The following is a 16,775-nucleotide window of genomic DNA, read 5'->3' as shown; positions in this document are numbered from 1 at the left end:
AAAGGGAGGGAACTTTTTTCTTTCCTAGGAATGGTCCAAAAAAAAGTAACTTTTTTAAGTTAAATTGCCTACTTTCGAAAAAAACCGAACCGTGGAAAGGAATAAAGGATTTGGGAAAATATTACTTAGCCCAGTAGCTGGTATCTACTATTTAGTAGTCGCCCTAAGAAATGCTTTATACGATACAGGAATATTCAGCACCTATCACCCCAAAACACCCACAATCTGTGTCGGAAACCTCACCGTTGGTGGTACAGGTAAAACACCACATATAGAACTTCTAATTGGCCTACTGGCAGACAAGTATCGTCTTGCAGTTCTTTCGAGAGGCTATAAACGTAGCAGCAAAGGATACAAAGAGGTTACCGTAGACGACACCTCTGCAGAAGCAGGCGATGAACCTTTACAGATAAAGCACAAATTCCCTCAAATAAAAGTCGCTGTAAATGCGAATAGAAAAGATGGAATAGATCAGCTTACCTTTACACATCCTGACACAGAAATCATACTGCTAGACGACGCCTTTCAGCACCGTAAGGTTACTGCTGGCTTCAACATATTGCTGATAGATTACAATCGCCCAATATGGGAAGACTCCATGCTCCCAATAGGAAACCTAAGAGACACCAGCAGCCAGATAAAAAGGGCCAACGTAATAATCGTCACCAAGTGCCCTTCCTGCATGAAACCACTAGACAGAAGGTTACTTTCAAAAAAGTTAAACCTATACCCCTATCAAACGCTGCTATTCTCCTCAACAGAATACGACAAGCCAACACCACTGTTTAAAGATGCTCAAACTTTTAGTGCTACCCCAAATACGATTGCACTAACCGGAATTGCAGAGCCAACACCCTTCATTTCCCATCTTGAGTCGCGGTATAAAAACGTTACACCGCTAGCGTTCCCCGACCACCATAACTTTACGACTAAAGACATATCCCAAATAGCAGAACTTTTCAATAAGTTGGGCAAAGCAGCCAACATTATTACCACCGAAAAAGATGCAAAACGCCTCGCTTCGCTAAATCTGCCTGAAGATGTCAAGAATTATTTGTATTTTGTGCCGATTAAAGCAAAATTGTCGGAGGATTCCGATACCGTTTTACTCAACAAAATAGTTAAGTATGTTAGAGAAAATACAGGCAACCGCGGATTTTATAAAAGAACGCATTGAGAACGAGCCTGAGATTGGCATTATTTTAGGAACAGGTCTTGGTGGACTTGCAACCAAAATCGAAGTAGAAAGAGAGCTCGAGTACACAGAAATTCCAAATTTCCCCATATCTACAGTAGAGGGACACTCTGGCAAGCTTATCTTTGGAAAACTTGGAGGCAAAAATGTGGTAGCCATGAAAGGGCGTTTCCACTTTTACGAAGGATACAATATGCAACAGGTTACCTTCCCTGTTCGTGTGATGAAATTCATTGGCGTAAAAACGCTTTTTGTATCGAATGCGAGTGGTGGAATGAACCCAGAGTTTGAAATTGGGGATTTGATGATTATCAACGACCATATCAACCTGCTTCCCAACCCGCTTATTGGCGCCAACATCAATGAGCTAGGACCTCGCTTCCCAGATATGAGCCGTCCATACGATTTTGATTTGATGGATAAGGCTGAAGAGGTTGCTAAGGAACTCCAAATTAAGACACACCGAGGATGCTACGTTGGAACTACTGGCCCAACCTTTGAAACTCCAAAGGAATACCAATACTTCCGCATTATTGGAGGCGATGCAGTAGGTATGTCAACAGTTCCTGAAGTTATTGTTGCTCGCCATATGGATATTCCTGTATTTGCGATGTCGATTATCACAGACCTTGGCGTACCAGGTAAAATTGTAGAGGTTTCGCACGAAGAGGTTCAGGAAGTTGGAAAAAAGGCAGAAGCCAAAATGACCCAAATTATGACCAAATTGTTAGAAAGGCTTTAGCCATTCTTCAAATATAAAAGGGGAAGTCACCATTGTGGCTTCCCTTTTTATTATGGTTCAAGTCGTCTTGTACATTTAAAAAAATCACGACTGCCCATCATCCTCAAAGATTACGTTTTTGTATTTGTTGTAAAGGAAAGATACGGCGAGCAATATAACTCCCAAACAAATTAAGACAAGCGTTTTAGACAAAGAGTCGAGCAGTAGAAGATCGTAAAAGAAGAGTTTTACCAACGTAACGCCAAGCAAAATCATTGAGGCCACACGCAAATACTTCCGTTTTTGCCAAATGCCCAAGACTATAAGCAGCAATGCGTATAATCCCCATAAAATGCTCAATCCAAATCGATACTCATTGCTAAAATCTAAAATATACAACCAATGAATTAGCTCGCTACTGCCAATCCACAAAGTGGTAACATGAGCAATAATGGTAAATATGCCATAAAACTCCTCTTTTATAAGGACTTTCCGGATAGTGTAGTAGGAAACACCTAAGAGTAGCAATACAAAAAGGAAAGCAACATACCTAATCCCCAAATTCATCAAAGGAGCACTTCCTGCAAACACCACCTGCTGTGCCTGATATGAATCGCGAAGATTGCTAATATGGAGAAGGGCATGTATCAAGAATATAAGTAATGCAGCCAGGCTAACACCCAAATTTAACTTTGCAAAAGCAGGGTTCTTTGCCCATCGCATATTGGCGATGGAAATGAGAGATAGAAATAGCATCGAATAAAGAGAGATATAGACTATCCTAAAATCAACGCAATCAGTTCCAAATTGAGTTGCATGCAAATGCACAGGCAATTTCATCAGATACGCCATCCGAACATTAAACTCCTGCTGCCAGTACAACGCAATTTCCAGCCGAACCGAATAGTAAGCAGCTAATAAAAAGATGGCAGCAATCCCCCATCCCATCAGCTTAACAAGCTGGCTATACCTATCCTGCAACAGCGCACTTCTATTCTTAAAAGCCACATACCCTATAAATCCAAATAGCGCGACGTATACCGAAGAAGATAAAAATCCCACATTAAATAACGGTACAAAACGCTTCGTGGCCATCGCTGCTTCTGTTTCATAAAAGTAAACCTGCCAATCGAAAATGAGGCTCAGGAAAGACATGACCATAAGCACATACGAAAGCAGCTCGTAGTATCCGACCTTGAGCTTACGCCCTATCCAAAATAAAAGAGCAGCCTCGCCAGCCCACAGCAACGTTACCCACGAGCCTGAAAGCTGCACAGGAATGGCTATCGTGATAAATACCAAAACTAACCCCATCACAAGGTAAAAAAGGCTGCGATCTGCCAGCTTACGGAAATAAAGAATAGCACCCACCACAAAGTGAATGGCCGCATTAACCAACGTAAACGCACCAAGATAGAGCACTCCCCTATTGCTACTATCTAGCAAAGCATATCCAAACCCATAAAACAAGAAGGAGTTTGCCAACAGCAAGGAAACAGACCAAACATCAAACCTATCATTTTGAATAAACCGATAGGCCAAAAACGTAAAATAGAATATTACAAAGAAGATGGAAGCAAAAGTACACCCAAGCATAAAATGCCGATCGTACTGGTATCCAAACCCCAACCAGAGCCCGTAAATAATCCAAGTTAGCAGAAAAGAGGCATAGTTAAGCAGCCTCCAGCTACGCTTGAATGCAAGGAATAAAATCCCCGCATTTATGATCGCCATATAGCCAAACATCACAGCGGGATTTCCAGAACCGTCGCTCAATAAAAACGGAACGGCATAGGCCCCAACCATTCCGATAAGAGCAACCACCTGCAAGTTGTATGAAATGGCCGAAAGAACCGTAAAGATCGTAAAGAAAACCATTAAGCAGAATGCCACCTCCTGAGAAAAGATACCGTAAAAGCTACAGGCGGTAAACGTTATAAAGTACATTATGGCCATAGCACCGCTATGCAGCACCGCGCTAAATCCGGCATACTTCTTTTTTAGCCAGAAAGCCAACCCCGTTAAAGCAACTCCTACAAGATACCCAAGCACAACCCGCACAACGGGACTAATAAGCTGGTAATCGAACGCATATTTTACCCCAATGGCAACTCCGATAATTAGAATGGCAATACCTAACTTACTGATGAGATTTTCGCCTATAAACCGCTCAATATTTATGCGAACTCGGGGAAAAGACGAGGTGGCTCGTTGTTTAGTAGAGGAATCCCTATAGGATACAGCATTCGCCTCCACGCCTACGCAATCAGGTGTATCCCTTGTTACAGATGAGACGCGCGCGTTCTGCTGAGAGCCGCAAGGCTCCTGCCTCATTGCACTGCCAAGAGCCTCCCTCAGCTCAGCAATTTCTTTCCCATAGGCGGCATGCTTCTGTTCCAAAATCTCAAGCCGATACTTCAGAATTGACAGCCTATCCTTTTCATTTTCCATAAATGTTCGGTTATATTTGACAACATGAGTAGCAGCATAAATATACCAAACAATCCCAAACATTAGCTCTTCTTCTATAAAACAACCTAAGAACGATGTGCAAACAACTGTAAGCAACTACATATAAAATGCAGCACAACACCCACTAAAATAGCGCATATCGTCAGGTAGCTTATAACCTACGACCACAACCTTACAACGGCAGATTTGCCTCTCGTTACATCGGCTTCAAACATTCCTCTACCTGTTAAATAGAAATCCTAGCTATCGGCTTACGTTTTAAAAACTTATCCTATACGGCAGCCGCAATAAGCGCATTTCCGAAAGCTTAGCAAGGCAACGCTTAACGGGCAAAGGGCCTTTCAGACTGCGTTATTCTCAACTAAATATTAGCAAACATTTAATTAAACCTACTTCAGTTTATTTTAAAATAAATATTTAAACAAAATATCGCCATATATTATAAATAAATTTACCGTTTATTGATTTTTTTTTACCAAAAACGTTGCAGAGTTTGCCCTAATTATTACGGTTTGTAACTCCATCGCCCGAAACAAGAACGTAGATGTAAAAAAACATGTATACTATACTACAAATCGTATAAATTATGAAGTAAATTATATACTAGATGCTTCATCCTAGATCTAGGATGGAGCATTCGGTGTAAAGGATGAAGCATTTCTTATACCAAATGCTCCAAAATAGCCCAAAAACAGGTATGCACATTAGCAAAATAGAGTAAAACATCCAAAAAATGCGACAAAACCTGTAAAGAATGGAGCATTCTTTATAAAGGATGGAACAAAACCTGTAAAGAATGCTTCATCCTTTATATCAAATGGAACAAAACCTATAAAGAATGAACCATCTCAAGGTCAATAAAAAGACATATGTTAACATATACTAATACATACAATTCACTTTTTCTGATATTTAGCAAATTTACTCCCAAAAAACAAGGCAAAAATTCCACAGACGGTCAATCGCCACAGAACAAGGGCGCTTTATTAAACATATGTTAATTTAAAGCACCATATCAGACCTTTAAAACGAACGGAACCAGCCGTATTTTAGATGTAGATTTGATTATTAACAGGAAAGATAATTCACAATAATTCTAAAATAAATACGCCACATTTCAATGTGTAAAATCCAAATAAAATCATATATATACATTCAAAAACAAGAACGATTCCTCTAATTGTAGGCCTTAGCAAAGGCCGTAAGCAACAAATAAGATATAACGCAGGTGGCAGCATTCGTTCAGATACAGGCTCTAATAAAGAAAGAGGTTGCCTAAAAATAGACAACCTCGTTTCTTTTGGTATATGTTTAAGAAGACTTTTAATTATAGATATAACAATATGCTAAACAGGGATGAACTCGTTAAATAATACCCTTAGGCTATTATTTCTACCTGGGTAGAATAGATAACCTTGAAGGTAGGACCGCCTGATGGTGCTGTTGCTCCTATCTTAATCTCTAAAAGATATTTACCTGGCTTTAAATCGGTACTAGCCTTAATGGTAACATGCTTGTCATCAACATAGGTAATAGCATGCGCGCCGTTATCTATAAGCACCATGCTCAACGTCTCCTTGTTAAAGTTTTCGCCAGTGATGGTGATCGTTTCTCCAGCCTTTACTTTTAGAGGCGATACGCTTGCAATTACAGCAGGTTTTAAGGTAAGCTTTACCTTTGCTGTATACTTTTCTTCCTTTCCGTTCGATTTTACGTATAAGTCGAAGCTTGCAGGCTTACTTATACCTGCTGTGCTAAAACGTAAGCGTGTTTCGCTCTCCTCTACAGGTGTTAGTACATAGTTAAGAGCAGGATAGCCAGATGTTGCCAACCGTACGGTATTACCTGATTTCATAAAGTTTGAGCCAGTAATCTCGATAATATCTCCAGACACAACTTCACTTGGCGTAACGCTAGATATTGTAGGCTTGGGGAAAGTGTTCTCCATGATGGTTACCTCCATTTCGTTAGAGTTGTTGTTTATCCCAACCTGAACCTTTACCATAACCTTTCCAGGAGTTAGCGTAGTTGGAATTCCTGCTGTAATCTCGGTACCCGCTTCGTTTACTACGCCTTTCACCTTGGTAGTACCAAAAAGAACATACGAAGTAGTTCCCTCCTTTTTTAGGTTACGACCAGTAATTACGATATCTCCAAGACCAACGATAAACGATGTCTTGTTAAGTGTAATAATTCGTAGAACAGAAGGATCTTCGTCAGTAACTACCGTAACGGTATACTTGCTTGTTTCTCCATTTTGAGAGGTAACCGTGTACTCTACAGGCGAAGTAAAGTTGGTTGGCTTGTTGGCCTCTGGAGAAATGGTAGCATCACTAGAAATCTGAATAAATGGAGTAAGAGCAGTAAGATCTGTACCAAAAGGAACTTTTGCAGAAATTGTTTTGGTGTTCTGATCGATTACGGCAACCACATTAGGAGAAAACTGCGTAAACTTAAACTCCTTAATAAGACACTCCGTATTTTTATCGACGGTAATGGTAACTGTGTAGGCCTGCTTAGATCCATCCTCGGCCGTTACAGTATAGGTTACAGGCTTTGTAAAATCTTGCGCAGCACCACTTGCAGGAAGCACGGTAGATAGCGGTGATGTTACCACAGCAGGCGCAATTGCTGTAACGTCCGTTCCGTAAGGCACGGTTAGCGAAACAGCCATTTTAGCGTTATCAATAGCACCTTTAATTGTTTTTCCGTTTAACGAAAAAGAAAAATCAAGAATGCTCTTTTCAGCACTTTTCACCTCGTCCTTCGAGCAGGAGGCCAAGATTAAAAGCGCAAAGCTCATTAGTAGTAATTTAATTCTCATAATAAATTTGTTTGTAGTTAATACGTGAGTTTGCTATAAAAACGTGTAAATAAAAATCCGATCTTGGCTATTAGCTCGAGATATTAACGTTGCCGTTACCAACGAGCTTTTATCAAAGCTTTGAATGCTGATATCTGCTACGGTATATCCATCTCCATTACAAAGCTGGTTGATTAAAGGCTTAACCTTGCTTTCGTGCTCTAACCCAGACACAGCCCCAACATACTTACCTTTTAATACGCCATCATCGCCATAAGTCCATTGTAGGTTATACTGAAACCAATTCTTCTTGGTAGCTTCTGGACAGTAAGCAAGCAAAGCGCTTTCTCTAGGCGCCCCTTCCTTTACAAAAGCATCAAACATTAGCTGCAGGTCTTTTAAATTAGGAATTGTTTCGGCCTGATCTAATGCATCTTTTAAAGATGGCGACACCCTCATGATGTTGAAGTACTCTAGCTGCGTTATGGTATTTAGCTCTTTAATATAAGGGACTACGGGATAATCCATATGCTGCACCATACATGGCGTACCTTCGTTATTCCACAACAGGCTAAGTTCGGTAGGCGAATCACCCGAAAAAGCAATGGTGCTAACAGGTTTAGATACGTTGGGTAGCGTTACAGGAGAAGAGAGCACCATTCCCTGCTCGTTGAAAGCAACGGCTCTGGTTAATGTGTAAACGGTGTTGTTCTTAGAGTAGCGAATAATCACCTTTTTACTTTTATCCACATAGCTGATGTCTATGCTACTACTGCCTATGCTTACGCCCTTAAAATAAGGACGGGTAGGGAGGTCGGAGAAAAAAGCCTTTGCCTGCGCACGACGTGCTACGTTCTTTTCGAGCGAGATATCCTTATCGGTAGCCATCACCATTTTAAGAATGGTCTTATCGTGTATTCCTACAAGCGATAGCGTATCGTTCTTATAGGCTAAGAATTCAAATTCGAAGTCACCCTGTAAGCTTGGACCAGGAGGATTACTCTGTTCTGGATCTGCCAGAATATGCAGCATGCTGTAGGTGTCAAATATCAAGCTTGGCTTGTGGATTTGACAAACGCGATACTTTGAGGGCTGCTCGGTTGTTGCAGTTGTCTTATTGAAATCGCCCATCATGGTAACCGATCCGTCTTCCTTAAACTTAAAGATGTACGACCAGCCACCAGTTTTTAGGTCTTTGGGAAAGTAGGCGGTTTTCCATCCATACTTCGCGCTCACTAGCAGCTTTTGATATTCACTGAGCTTTTCATTAATTCGCTCATCGGCGCTTTTACTAAAAATCGGCGAGTCTTCTTTTTGGCATCCACAGAGTAAAATGGACATTGCCACAATCGCGATATATAGCTTGTTCATTGTGTTTTAATTTGTTTTAGAAAACATGTGCAGCTGAGATTACTTCCCAGCAGGAGGAGTAACCGGTGCGTTGAGCGAAGCCATTGCATCAGCAATTCGCTGCTGTAACGCGTAGATGTCTATGCCATACTTATCACGGTAGTAGGCTACCACAAACTGCTCCTTTTCCCTAATCTTATTTCTACCATCAGCCCACTTTATGGCCTTAACCATATTGTCGAATTCCGTCTTGCTCATGGTAAGCATAGCAGCAATCATCTCCACAAAGTCTTCGTCGGGAGACGAACGGGCATATTGGGTTATGAAGCCCTCCTTATTACAGGTTTCCAAATCATAGTTATTCCAGGTCTTGGTATAGGCAGGAGTTATCTTCTTAAACTCGGCTGGATAAAGCTTATTCTGATGAAGGATGTGCCCAAACTCGTGCTGCATGGTATGAAGCATGCGTAGCACCTGCTCCTTATTAGTTTTGCTAAAGCCGTTAACTTCATACAAAACAATCTTTCGGCCTCCTTCGGCAGTTCCAAGGGTTATTGTTCCATCTGAATTGTAGTTCAAGCTACCTACAAGGACAATTTGCTTGGGGCTTAACCTTTTCAAAAAGGTTTCGTCTGGAACTACGGTCTTATCAGTGTAAGGTTCTATCCAAACCTTTTTTACAACCTCCAAGAAGGGGATAACCTGAGATTCTTCGGCGGGCACAAGCTTCTTGTCGATCTCAACTTCGCTATCGTCCCATCGATACTTTACTTCAAGGTTTAGTGGCGTTACAAAGTTATCGTAAATCCACTTGTCGGTTCCTTGTCGGTTGGGGGTTTCTACGTCAATGTTCGACTTCCCTAAATCTTCCTCCTTACTGCAGGCACAAAGGGTTGCAATAGCAAAGAGAATTAGTATAATTGATTTGCTGTAAGTTTTCATAAAGTTCTTGTATTTACCTTGGATTTGGAGTAATGCCGTTGTTTATCGCCTTTTGCGGGATTTGAATGGCTCGCCTTAAATCGTTGGCCTTTAGCGTTACAACTTCGCCACTTTCTGCCTTATGGGTAACTTCGATCTTGTGGCGAAGAATATCGAACCAGCGCATACCTTCGTGGATAAAATCAACCTGCTTTAAGTTGAGAATGCAGGCAAGTAGGTTTTCTTTCTCCGTTGGCTTTTTATAAAACTGAGCAATTTTATCAAGCGTAAGGTTAGCGGCGGCAGCATCTTTGGTTGCTACACGACTAATAACAAACGTATTAATAAGAGGTAGAATATTACTAGCAGGTTGACCTGACATCACCATTGCCTCCAACTTATTAAACAGAACCTCCTCGCAGGTAAGTAGCGGAATCATATTCATTGGATAGCCTGTATTGGCATCTACACTTAACTTCTTGAAGTATTCCTCAAATTTTGGAATCCCTGAAGTTTTTTCGTCACCGTAAATAGGGTATATCCATTTTACTCCAGTCACATTCTTTTGAACAAAAAACTCATCGACTTTTTGAGAAGAAAGGGAGTAACGATACCTCTGAACTTCCCTCCCCCATACACTTATGGTTTCCTGAAGCAACAGAATAGCGCTCTCGGAAGATAACGTATAGGTTTTAAGAAGATCGTAGTAACTTTTGGTTACGTAAACATTCCAGTTGCGTAGCTTGCTGGCAAGGTTTACTCCAATAGCCATATCGGCATACTTTATGACCTTTTCGTAATCCTTTTTGAAGAGGTAAAAACGAGATGCAAATCCAGCTGCGGCTGCTTTGGTAAAATGGTACTTTGGAATTTTATAGAATTCGTCCGAGATGAGAGCCATACCCTCTGTCAAATCTTTTTCTATAAGCTCATATACCTTTGCAACAGTTTCGCGCTTGTAGCTCTTAATAACCACCTTCTCTGGCTCCGTAACATATGGAATTCCCAAATCGGATGCGGCTGTACTGGCATCGTAGGTTTTGGCAAAAAGAGTAACCAGCATAAAATGAGCGTAAGCTCTACAAACTAACGCTTCGCCCCGTTGTGCAGCATACTCATTTCCATTACCCAACTTGTCAATCGCTTCGAGAGCAACATTAGCATGTGCAATTGCATTATAGCAGTCGTCCCAGTAGCTAGCAGGTGTGTCTGTTCCGTCAATGGAAAAGTCCTTCCAAAAGTAAGGCTCTGTATTCAGAGGTTTTGCAGTTACACCCGATCCCTTGTCTCCAACGTTATCTGTCATTGCTTCGCAAAAGCTGAAGTAGTTTGCTTTTGGGTAGGCGTTTACAAGAAGCTCTGCTATTTTTTCTTTGCTATCGAGTTCTGTTCTGTTATCCGGAACTTTATCTAGGTATTCGTTGCAGGCTACACTTGTAAGCATGCCCATGAATACAGCAATATATAGAGTTAATCTTTTCATGTATTGAGTTGATTATAATCCTAGTTTTAATGTAAGCGTTAGCTGCTTAGGCATAGGCATGGCAACACCACCAGCTCCAAAAAATTCAGGATCTTGCCCCTTCAATTTGGAGTCTGCATAAATTAGCCAAGGGTTAACCGCTGCAACTTTTAGCGTAGAACTCTTTAATCCAATTTTTTTGATTAAAGACTGTGGGATATCGTAAGTTAACGATATATTCTTTAAGCGAACAAATCCACCGTCTGCAACACGCGCATCGCTAATGTTATAGTTTTGATATGGGTAAAGGTTAGTCCCGTCAATGCGGTAATACTCCCTCCGAGACATGATGGCAGGGACGTTTGTTAACTGCTCGTCTCCAGGTAACACCCATCTATCCTTAAACTCTTTGGGTAGCGCGTCGGTGTCGGAGTAGAACGACTTAAACACAGGGTTTAACCTGATTTTGTTCCCCCATTGGTAGGAGATAAAGAGGTTTAGCGTCCAACTCTTATACTTTACCGTGTTCGAAAATCCACCAGTAAAAGTAGGATCAACGGGACCTTCATACTTTAAGTACTTAATTTTATCGCTCTGAATGTATGTTCCGTAATCTTTTGCTCCATCCTCGTTTATAAAAGTAGGAACCCCCGAGTTATCTAAACCATCAAAACGAACGCTGAATAGTCCCCTTATAGGATATCCTTCCAACGGACCGCCTTCAGCACGGGTTAGGCTGTATATGCGAGGCTTAGATCTTAAGTTGGTTATCTTGGTTGTATTATAAGCCAGCTGAATATTAGATGTCCAGCTAAATCCGTCTGTTTCATAAATTCGTCCATTGATGGAGAAGTCGTAGCCTTTAGATACCGAATTAGCGTAGTTTGCAAATTTTGAGCTGCTACCACCAATCCCCGACACATCCAAGTATCCAAGTAGATCGAAACCTTTTCGTTGGTATGTTTCCGCAGTAATAGATAGACGGTTGTTGAACAAACCAAGATCAATACCAGCTGTAATTTCGTGCTGCTTTTCCCATGTTAGCTCGCTATTCTCCAAGTCATCAATGTAGATAGAAGACTCCTTTTCGTTAGTATATGGACGATCGGTTGTTGCATTTCGGAGAATAAGCGTAGAGTTACGAGCTGGCCCCATGTTGGCATTCATCGAATATCCTGCACGAAGCGACAATCTCGAAATCTTGCTAAACTTGCTAGCAAATTGTTCATTATGGACATTCCATAGCCCGCTTATATTCCAAGTTGGCAGCCAACGAGAGCTTCTAGATCTTCCAAGCTGATTTGAACCATCCACACGAAGTGTTCCATTAACAGTATACCTATTGTTGTAAGAGTAGCCTGCATTAGAAAAGAACGCTGTAAATCGATCATACTCCCAGCCCATTCCGTAGTAGTTAAAACCACCTTCAATCATTTTCTTAATAAATCGGTAGTCAACAAAAGGAACTCCTCCCTTGTCAAACTGATACCCATACCCATTAAAGAAAAGGCTTTGTCTATCGGCATACCTGATTTCTTGACCAAGAAGGATGTTCATGGCATGCTTCTCTTTAAATGTCTTATTAATATTAAAGACGTTACGTATGTAGAAGTTTGTCAAGTTGTTTTCATCCCTATTATAGAAGCCCCCTGTTGGTAGCACAACAACTTTTTCGGCTTCTGGATAGTCTGGATCTCTGTACAAAAGAGGATTGGCATCGCGAGTAACAGCGCTACCTGCCGAACGGTATGCCTCAGCAAGGTTAGATCCCTCCTTAATGCTATGCTCACGGCTTGACTGAACCCATCTCATAGATCCTACAAAATCATAAGAAAGCCAGTCGGTAATCTTATAGGATAAATCGGCCTGCATTTTCAAATCAAGCATCTTTATATCCAGCGTATTTCTTTCCAGCTCGCGAAGAATGTTAAATGGGGCTAGATTTTTTCTAAAAAACTCGAGGTTCCCATTATCATCGTACGGACGCAACGTTCTACTTGTGTTGAGAGCATATGAGTAAGGATTTATATCAAAATCGCGCTCATAAGTCCCTTCCACAACGTTTTGAACTCGCTTTAGCGTACCTGGAGCCTTTTGATCGCGGTACGAACCAGAGGTAGAAAGGCTCGCTGTTATTTTGGGGGTAAGATTAAATGTCCCCTTAAAATTTCCAGTATAGCGCTTTACCTTATCGGCGATTGTCCATCCGTTATCGTTGTAAATACTGGTTGATACATAAAACTGCGATTTATCAGTTCCTGACGACATGCTAATTGAATGCTCCTGCACAAAGGAGTTCTTGAAAAGAAGATCGAACCAATTTGTATTTGCCATTTCATATTTCTGCAAAAACTTAGCTCGAGCCTCTGGCGTATTCTCCAAACCAAACCCTGTTGCTGGATCATAAAAGTTTATCAGATCGTACATTTTGGCAAAAACACCACCATCATTACTCCTTGATATGTTTGAATGGTTAAGCCAGCCTTTCCTTTCCAACTCGCGATATACCGACATCTGATCCTTAGAATTCATGATATTGTAGGTATCGTAAGTTGGCTTAAACTGGGTTGTAAAGTTTCCGTTATAGCTCACCGACGTCTTTCCCTTATGCCCCTTTTTTGTGGTAACCACAATAACGCCATTCATAGCGCGAGCCCCATAAAGTGCAGTAGCAGAAGCATCCTTAAGGATTTGAAAGTTATCAATATCATCGGGGTTAAGGCCAGAAACAGCAGAACTGATTAGGGTAATGGCATCTCCAGACGATAGCTCATCGGGAGAAACGCTTACCACATCTTCAAGTACAACACCGTCAACAACCCACAAAGGCTTTGAGTCTCCGTAGATAGAAACATTTCCTCGAACGCGGATCTTAGGCGCTGCACCAAAGGTTCCCGATACGCTTTGTACGGATACTCCGGCAGCACGTCCCTCAAGCATTTTACCGATATCGGACACCCCTTCTATCTTAGCATCATCCGCATTAACTCGTGATGCTGATCCTGTAAAGAGCTTGCGGTCGACCTTTTGGTATCCCGTAACAATTACCTCATCAATTTTTTGGTTCGATTCCTTTAAGGTAACAGCGATATTGCTGCTTTTATCCAACTCCACGATTTGGGGCATAAAACCAATAAATGATATTTCAAGCTGCTTATACCCGCCAGGAACATCAATCTCAAACTCCCCATTCGGATTTGTAGATACCCCTTTGGATAGGCCAACAACACGAACCGTACTCCCCGGTAAGGATGCCCCAGTGGCATCACTTACTTTTCCTTTTATTTTACGCGAAGGTTGATCGGTGCGAGCAGGTGCCGCCTTTTTGGTTTTAACCGCTTCGATAAGAATCTTTTTATCGACGATTTTATAGGTGTACGATGAGCCTAGCGCTTGCTTTAGCACATCATCGAGCGATCCATTACTAACTTTCACGGACACCTTCCGACTTGCATCAAGATCATCGTTGCTATAAAAGAAGTCAAATTGAGACTGGCTTCTGATTTGATCGAATACCTGCTCAAGCGAAACGTTTGTAAGGTTAATTGTTAGCCTTGTTTTCTGAGCAAAGCTTTGGGTTGAGAAGCATAGTAGCGACCCGAAAAGCAAAAAAATAAAACATTGGGTTCTAAAAGCCTTTCCGCATTCCAAATATTTCGTTGGAATACCTAAATGCCATAGTTTTTTCATAAATTTGAAATGAATTTGGTTAAGTAACTAGCTGCCATCAGTAGCAGCTTTTGCGAATTGAATTTTCAGAGGAGAGGTGGGCCAACACTTCTCCTTTTTTTAATTCCTTCGCTTGCTAATAAAAACAACTCCGTCTTTTACATCATAGTCTACATCTTTTAGTAATGATATTAGATTAAGCAAGTGATCTATAGGTTCATTCTTCTTTGCAACACCCGTAAATTTCAGATCTCGCAACGAATTATCGTTATAAACAACCTCGCATGAATACCAGCGGCTAAGTCGGTTTGTTATATCCTCCAGCCTCTGATTTTCAAACCGGAAAACACCATCCTTCCACGAGGTATAAAGGCTAACATCCACATTCTTTAGAACGGAATAGGTATCAGTTTCCAAGTTGTAGGTAATATGCTCATGAGGCCTCATCACGTACTCTTTCCCATTGTCAATTCTCATAGTAACCTTCCCTTCCACCAACGTCGTTCCAATACCTTTCCCCGGCTCGTAGGAGTTTACATTAAAGGAAGTACCAAAAACGGCGAGACTCATCCCTCTAACTTTCACCGCAAAAGGAACCTTCGGATTTTTCTTAACCTCGAAGTACGCCTCCCCTTCGAGCTGTACCATTCTTTCCTTCTTATTAAAAGAGGTTGGATACCTTAGGATTGACCCAGAGTTAAGCCATACCTTTGTACCATCTGCCAGCAAAACCCGGTACTCGCCTCCTTTAGGAACTATTAGCGTATTTATTTTTGCCCCTCTCCCCGCATCTGGGTTTATGTACGAAATCATACTATTGGGGGCATTGGTAATCTCGGTACCATCCGACTCCTTAAGCACAATATGCTTCCCAAGGTCAAGCATCGTTCCATCCTGAAGTACAAGCCTAGCCTTCTTAGAGCCAGGCTCAATGCTGCTCGATAGCGCAAACAGGTTATCCTTAAGATTAATATCCTGAATGGAATTCCTATTTCCCAACCAATAGCCAAAGCTTAAAAAAAGAAAAGGTGCAAGAGATGCAGCTACCTTTATGTAAAGACGACGAGCCGCCATCTTTTTCTGTCGCTCTTCCCTCTCTATTTTTTCAAGAATAGTCGCCCAAGCACGCTTCTTATACCTTTCACCAGAAAAAGAGGAGAAGGAGGAGCTCCTGCGAATAAGCAAAAGCTCGTCATACAATACCCGTCGAACCTCCACTTCCGACAACCAAGCCTGAAACGTTAAATCATCGGCAGAAACATCACTATCGATTCGTTCAATAATGTAATTCCAATCCTTTTCGGGGAGATCAATTCTTTCCATGCATCCTTTTTTCTACCGAAAAGACACACGCTTCCCCAAAAAGTATTACTGCAAATAGATTTTTTTTGAAAAAATATTAACGATAGGTAAAAAAGCAGAATAAAAAGCGCTTTACGTCAGCATCGCACAACGATGCTATACCATAAAAGCTATAGCCAAGTAAATAATAGAATGTACCGAGAGGCTTTCCCTTAGCAACCGGTAAGCTTTACTCATTTGCACCTTTATTGTATTAACAGAGAGCCCCAGCTCCTCCGCTACCTCGGCGTAAGACAATCCCTCAACACAAATAAGCGTAAAAATTCGACGACATTGGGGTGGCAGGGATTCGATTGCTGCTTGTAACCGGGTGTTATCTGATGAATAGTCATCACCCATTTCACTTTCATCAACAAAAGCAGCACCAACATTCTCTAATGAGGTGAATTTCTTATTGTCTCGGATAAAATTAAGCGACAAATTATATACAGAACGGTACGAATATGCCTTGAAGCTGGTCGATATCCAAAGATCCTCCCGTTTAATCCAACATTTCACAAAAAAATCTTGCACAATCTCCTCTGCAACAACCTTATTGCGCACAATTCGATAAGAAAGGAGAGACAATTCGCTGAAGTACTTATGAAAAAGAACCTCATACGAATGCTTATCACCCCTTCTCACATTTTCAATAAGAAGTTTTTCTTCGTGAATCACACTCATTTTTGCTTATTTCTACAAGATCATTCAAACTATTCAGGATTCAGTCTTGTGGCTAAGATGCTGTGAGATAGAATAAACCTTTTAATAATCCCCCGATTATAATTGCTTTCGATTTAATTATTATTTTCATAAATTGCAACAATATAACAATTTGAAA

General features: G+C 41.2%; 11 protein-coding genes and 2 pseudogenes. 3 read left to right on the top strand and 10 right to left on the bottom strand.

The genetic code is table 11. The features are described from left to right. Positions 1-91: 91 nt before the first annotated feature. Together lpxK and L990_RS07200 are read left to right on the top strand one after the other, a co-directional pair. Positions 92-1,177 carry a tetraacyldisaccharide 4'-kinase gene (lpxK, locus tag L990_RS07205; protein WP_047447140.1) on the top strand — a complete coding sequence of 362 codons (1,086 nt, stop codon included), beginning with the start codon at positions 92-94 and terminating at the stop codon, positions 1,175-1,177. Then, complete coding sequence (locus L990_RS07200) at positions 1,128-1,937, top strand: purine-nucleoside phosphorylase (protein WP_047446997.1); 810 nt, start codon at positions 1,128-1,130, stop codon at positions 1,935-1,937. Before lpxK ends, L990_RS07200 begins: the two co-directional genes overlap by 50 nt. An 84-nt stretch (positions 1,938-2,021) precedes the next feature. Here the strand turns inward: L990_RS07200 and L990_RS07195 are convergent, their stop codons facing one another. The 3 genes and pseudogenes from L990_RS07195 to L990_RS20620 all read right to left on the bottom strand — a co-directional run. Continuing rightward, complete coding sequence (locus L990_RS07195) at positions 2,022-4,367, bottom strand: DUF2339 domain-containing protein (protein ID WP_047447136.1); 2,346 nt, start codon at positions 4,365-4,367, stop codon at positions 2,022-2,024. Positions 4,368-5,766: 1,399 nt separating this feature from the next. Continuing rightward, a complete protein-coding gene (locus L990_RS20625; RefSeq protein ID WP_410488764.1) occupies positions 5,767-6,243 on the bottom strand; it encodes an IPT/TIG domain-containing protein in 477 nt (158 codons plus the stop codon). Beyond that, positions 6,223-6,861, bottom strand: a pseudogene (locus tag L990_RS20620) (DUF5018 domain-containing protein); the annotation flags it as partial. The pseudogene L990_RS20620 and the gene L990_RS20625, both read right to left, overlap by 21 nt. Between L990_RS20620 and L990_RS20615 the strand changes: the two are divergent. Continuing rightward, a complete protein-coding gene (locus L990_RS20615; protein ID WP_410488763.1) occupies positions 6,757-6,990 on the top strand; it encodes a hypothetical protein in 234 nt (77 codons plus the stop codon). The pseudogene L990_RS20620 and the gene L990_RS20615 sit on opposite strands and share 105 nt — an antisense overlap. Here L990_RS20615 and L990_RS20610 read toward each other — a convergent pair. The 7 genes and pseudogenes from L990_RS20610 to L990_RS07160 form a co-directional block, all read right to left on the bottom strand. Then, positions 6,886-7,191, bottom strand: a pseudogene (locus L990_RS20610) (DUF5018 domain-containing protein); the annotation flags it as partial. The gene L990_RS20615 and the pseudogene L990_RS20610 overlap by 105 nt on opposite strands. A gap of 54 nt (positions 7,192-7,245) precedes the next feature. Further along, the gene (locus L990_RS07185; RefSeq protein ID WP_047446996.1) at positions 7,246-8,562 is read right to left on the bottom strand and encodes a DUF4302 domain-containing protein; all 1,317 of its coding nucleotides are present in this window, start codon (positions 8,560-8,562) and stop codon (positions 7,246-7,248) included. A gap of 39 nt (positions 8,563-8,601) precedes the next feature. Beyond that, positions 8,602-9,483, bottom strand: coding sequence for a putative zinc-binding metallopeptidase (locus L990_RS07180; protein ID WP_052180822.1), 882 nt, complete (start codon positions 9,481-9,483; stop codon positions 8,602-8,604). 13 nt (positions 9,484-9,496) lie between these two features. After that, a complete protein-coding gene (locus tag L990_RS07175; protein WP_047446994.1) occupies positions 9,497-10,945 on the bottom strand; it encodes a RagB/SusD family nutrient uptake outer membrane protein in 1,449 nt (482 codons plus the stop codon). A 12-nt stretch (positions 10,946-10,957) separates the two neighbouring features. Then, positions 10,958-14,614 carry a SusC/RagA family TonB-linked outer membrane protein gene (locus L990_RS07170; protein WP_081981638.1) on the bottom strand — a complete coding sequence of 1,219 codons (3,657 nt, stop codon included), beginning with the start codon at positions 14,612-14,614 and terminating at the stop codon, positions 10,958-10,960. A gap of 99 nt (positions 14,615-14,713) precedes the next feature. Then, positions 14,714-15,916, bottom strand: coding sequence for a FecR family protein (locus L990_RS07165; protein ID WP_052180820.1), 1,203 nt, complete (start codon positions 15,914-15,916; stop codon positions 14,714-14,716). 135 nt (positions 15,917-16,051) lie between these two features. Further along, the gene (locus L990_RS07160; protein WP_052180819.1) at positions 16,052-16,618 is read right to left on the bottom strand and encodes an RNA polymerase sigma-70 factor; all 567 of its coding nucleotides are present in this window, start codon (positions 16,616-16,618) and stop codon (positions 16,052-16,054) included. Between the last annotated feature and the right edge of the window lie 157 nt (positions 16,619-16,775).

The organism is Alistipes sp. ZOR0009, from assembly GCF_000798815.1.
GTDB lineage: Bacteria > Bacteroidota > Bacteroidia > Bacteroidales > ZOR0009 > Acetobacteroides.
This window is presented reverse-complemented; position numbering and strand designations above follow the sequence as displayed.

Bases quoted from the DNA above. Each gene is read 5' to 3' on its own strand.
- L990_RS07200 (WP_047446997.1), top strand. From the start codon at position 1,128: ATGTTAGAGAAAATACAGGCAACCGCGGATTTTATAAAAGAACGCATT.
- L990_RS07195 (WP_047447136.1), bottom strand. From the start codon at position 4,367: ATGGAAAATGAAAAGGATAGGCTGTCAATTCTGAAGTATCGGCTTGAG.
- L990_RS20625 (WP_410488764.1), bottom strand. From the start codon at position 6,243: ATGAAATCAGGTAATACCGTACGGTTGGCAACATCTGGCTATCCTGCT.
- L990_RS07185 (WP_047446996.1), bottom strand. From the start codon at position 8,562: ATGAACAAGCTATATATCGCGATTGTGGCAATGTCCATTTTACTCTGT.
- L990_RS07180 (WP_052180822.1), bottom strand. From the start codon at position 9,483: ATGAAAACTTACAGCAAATCAATTATACTAATTCTCTTTGCTATTGCA.
- L990_RS07175 (WP_047446994.1), bottom strand. From the start codon at position 10,945: ATGAAAAGATTAACTCTATATATTGCTGTATTCATGGGCATGCTTACA.
- L990_RS07170 (WP_081981638.1), bottom strand. From the start codon at position 14,614: ATGAAAAAACTATGGCATTTAGGTATTCCAACGAAATATTTGGAATGC.
- L990_RS07165 (WP_052180820.1), bottom strand. From the start codon at position 15,916: ATGGAAAGAATTGATCTCCCCGAAAAGGATTGGAATTACATTATTGAA.
- L990_RS07160 (WP_052180819.1), bottom strand. From the start codon at position 16,618: ATGAGTGTGATTCACGAAGAAAAACTTCTTATTGAAAATGTGAGAAGG.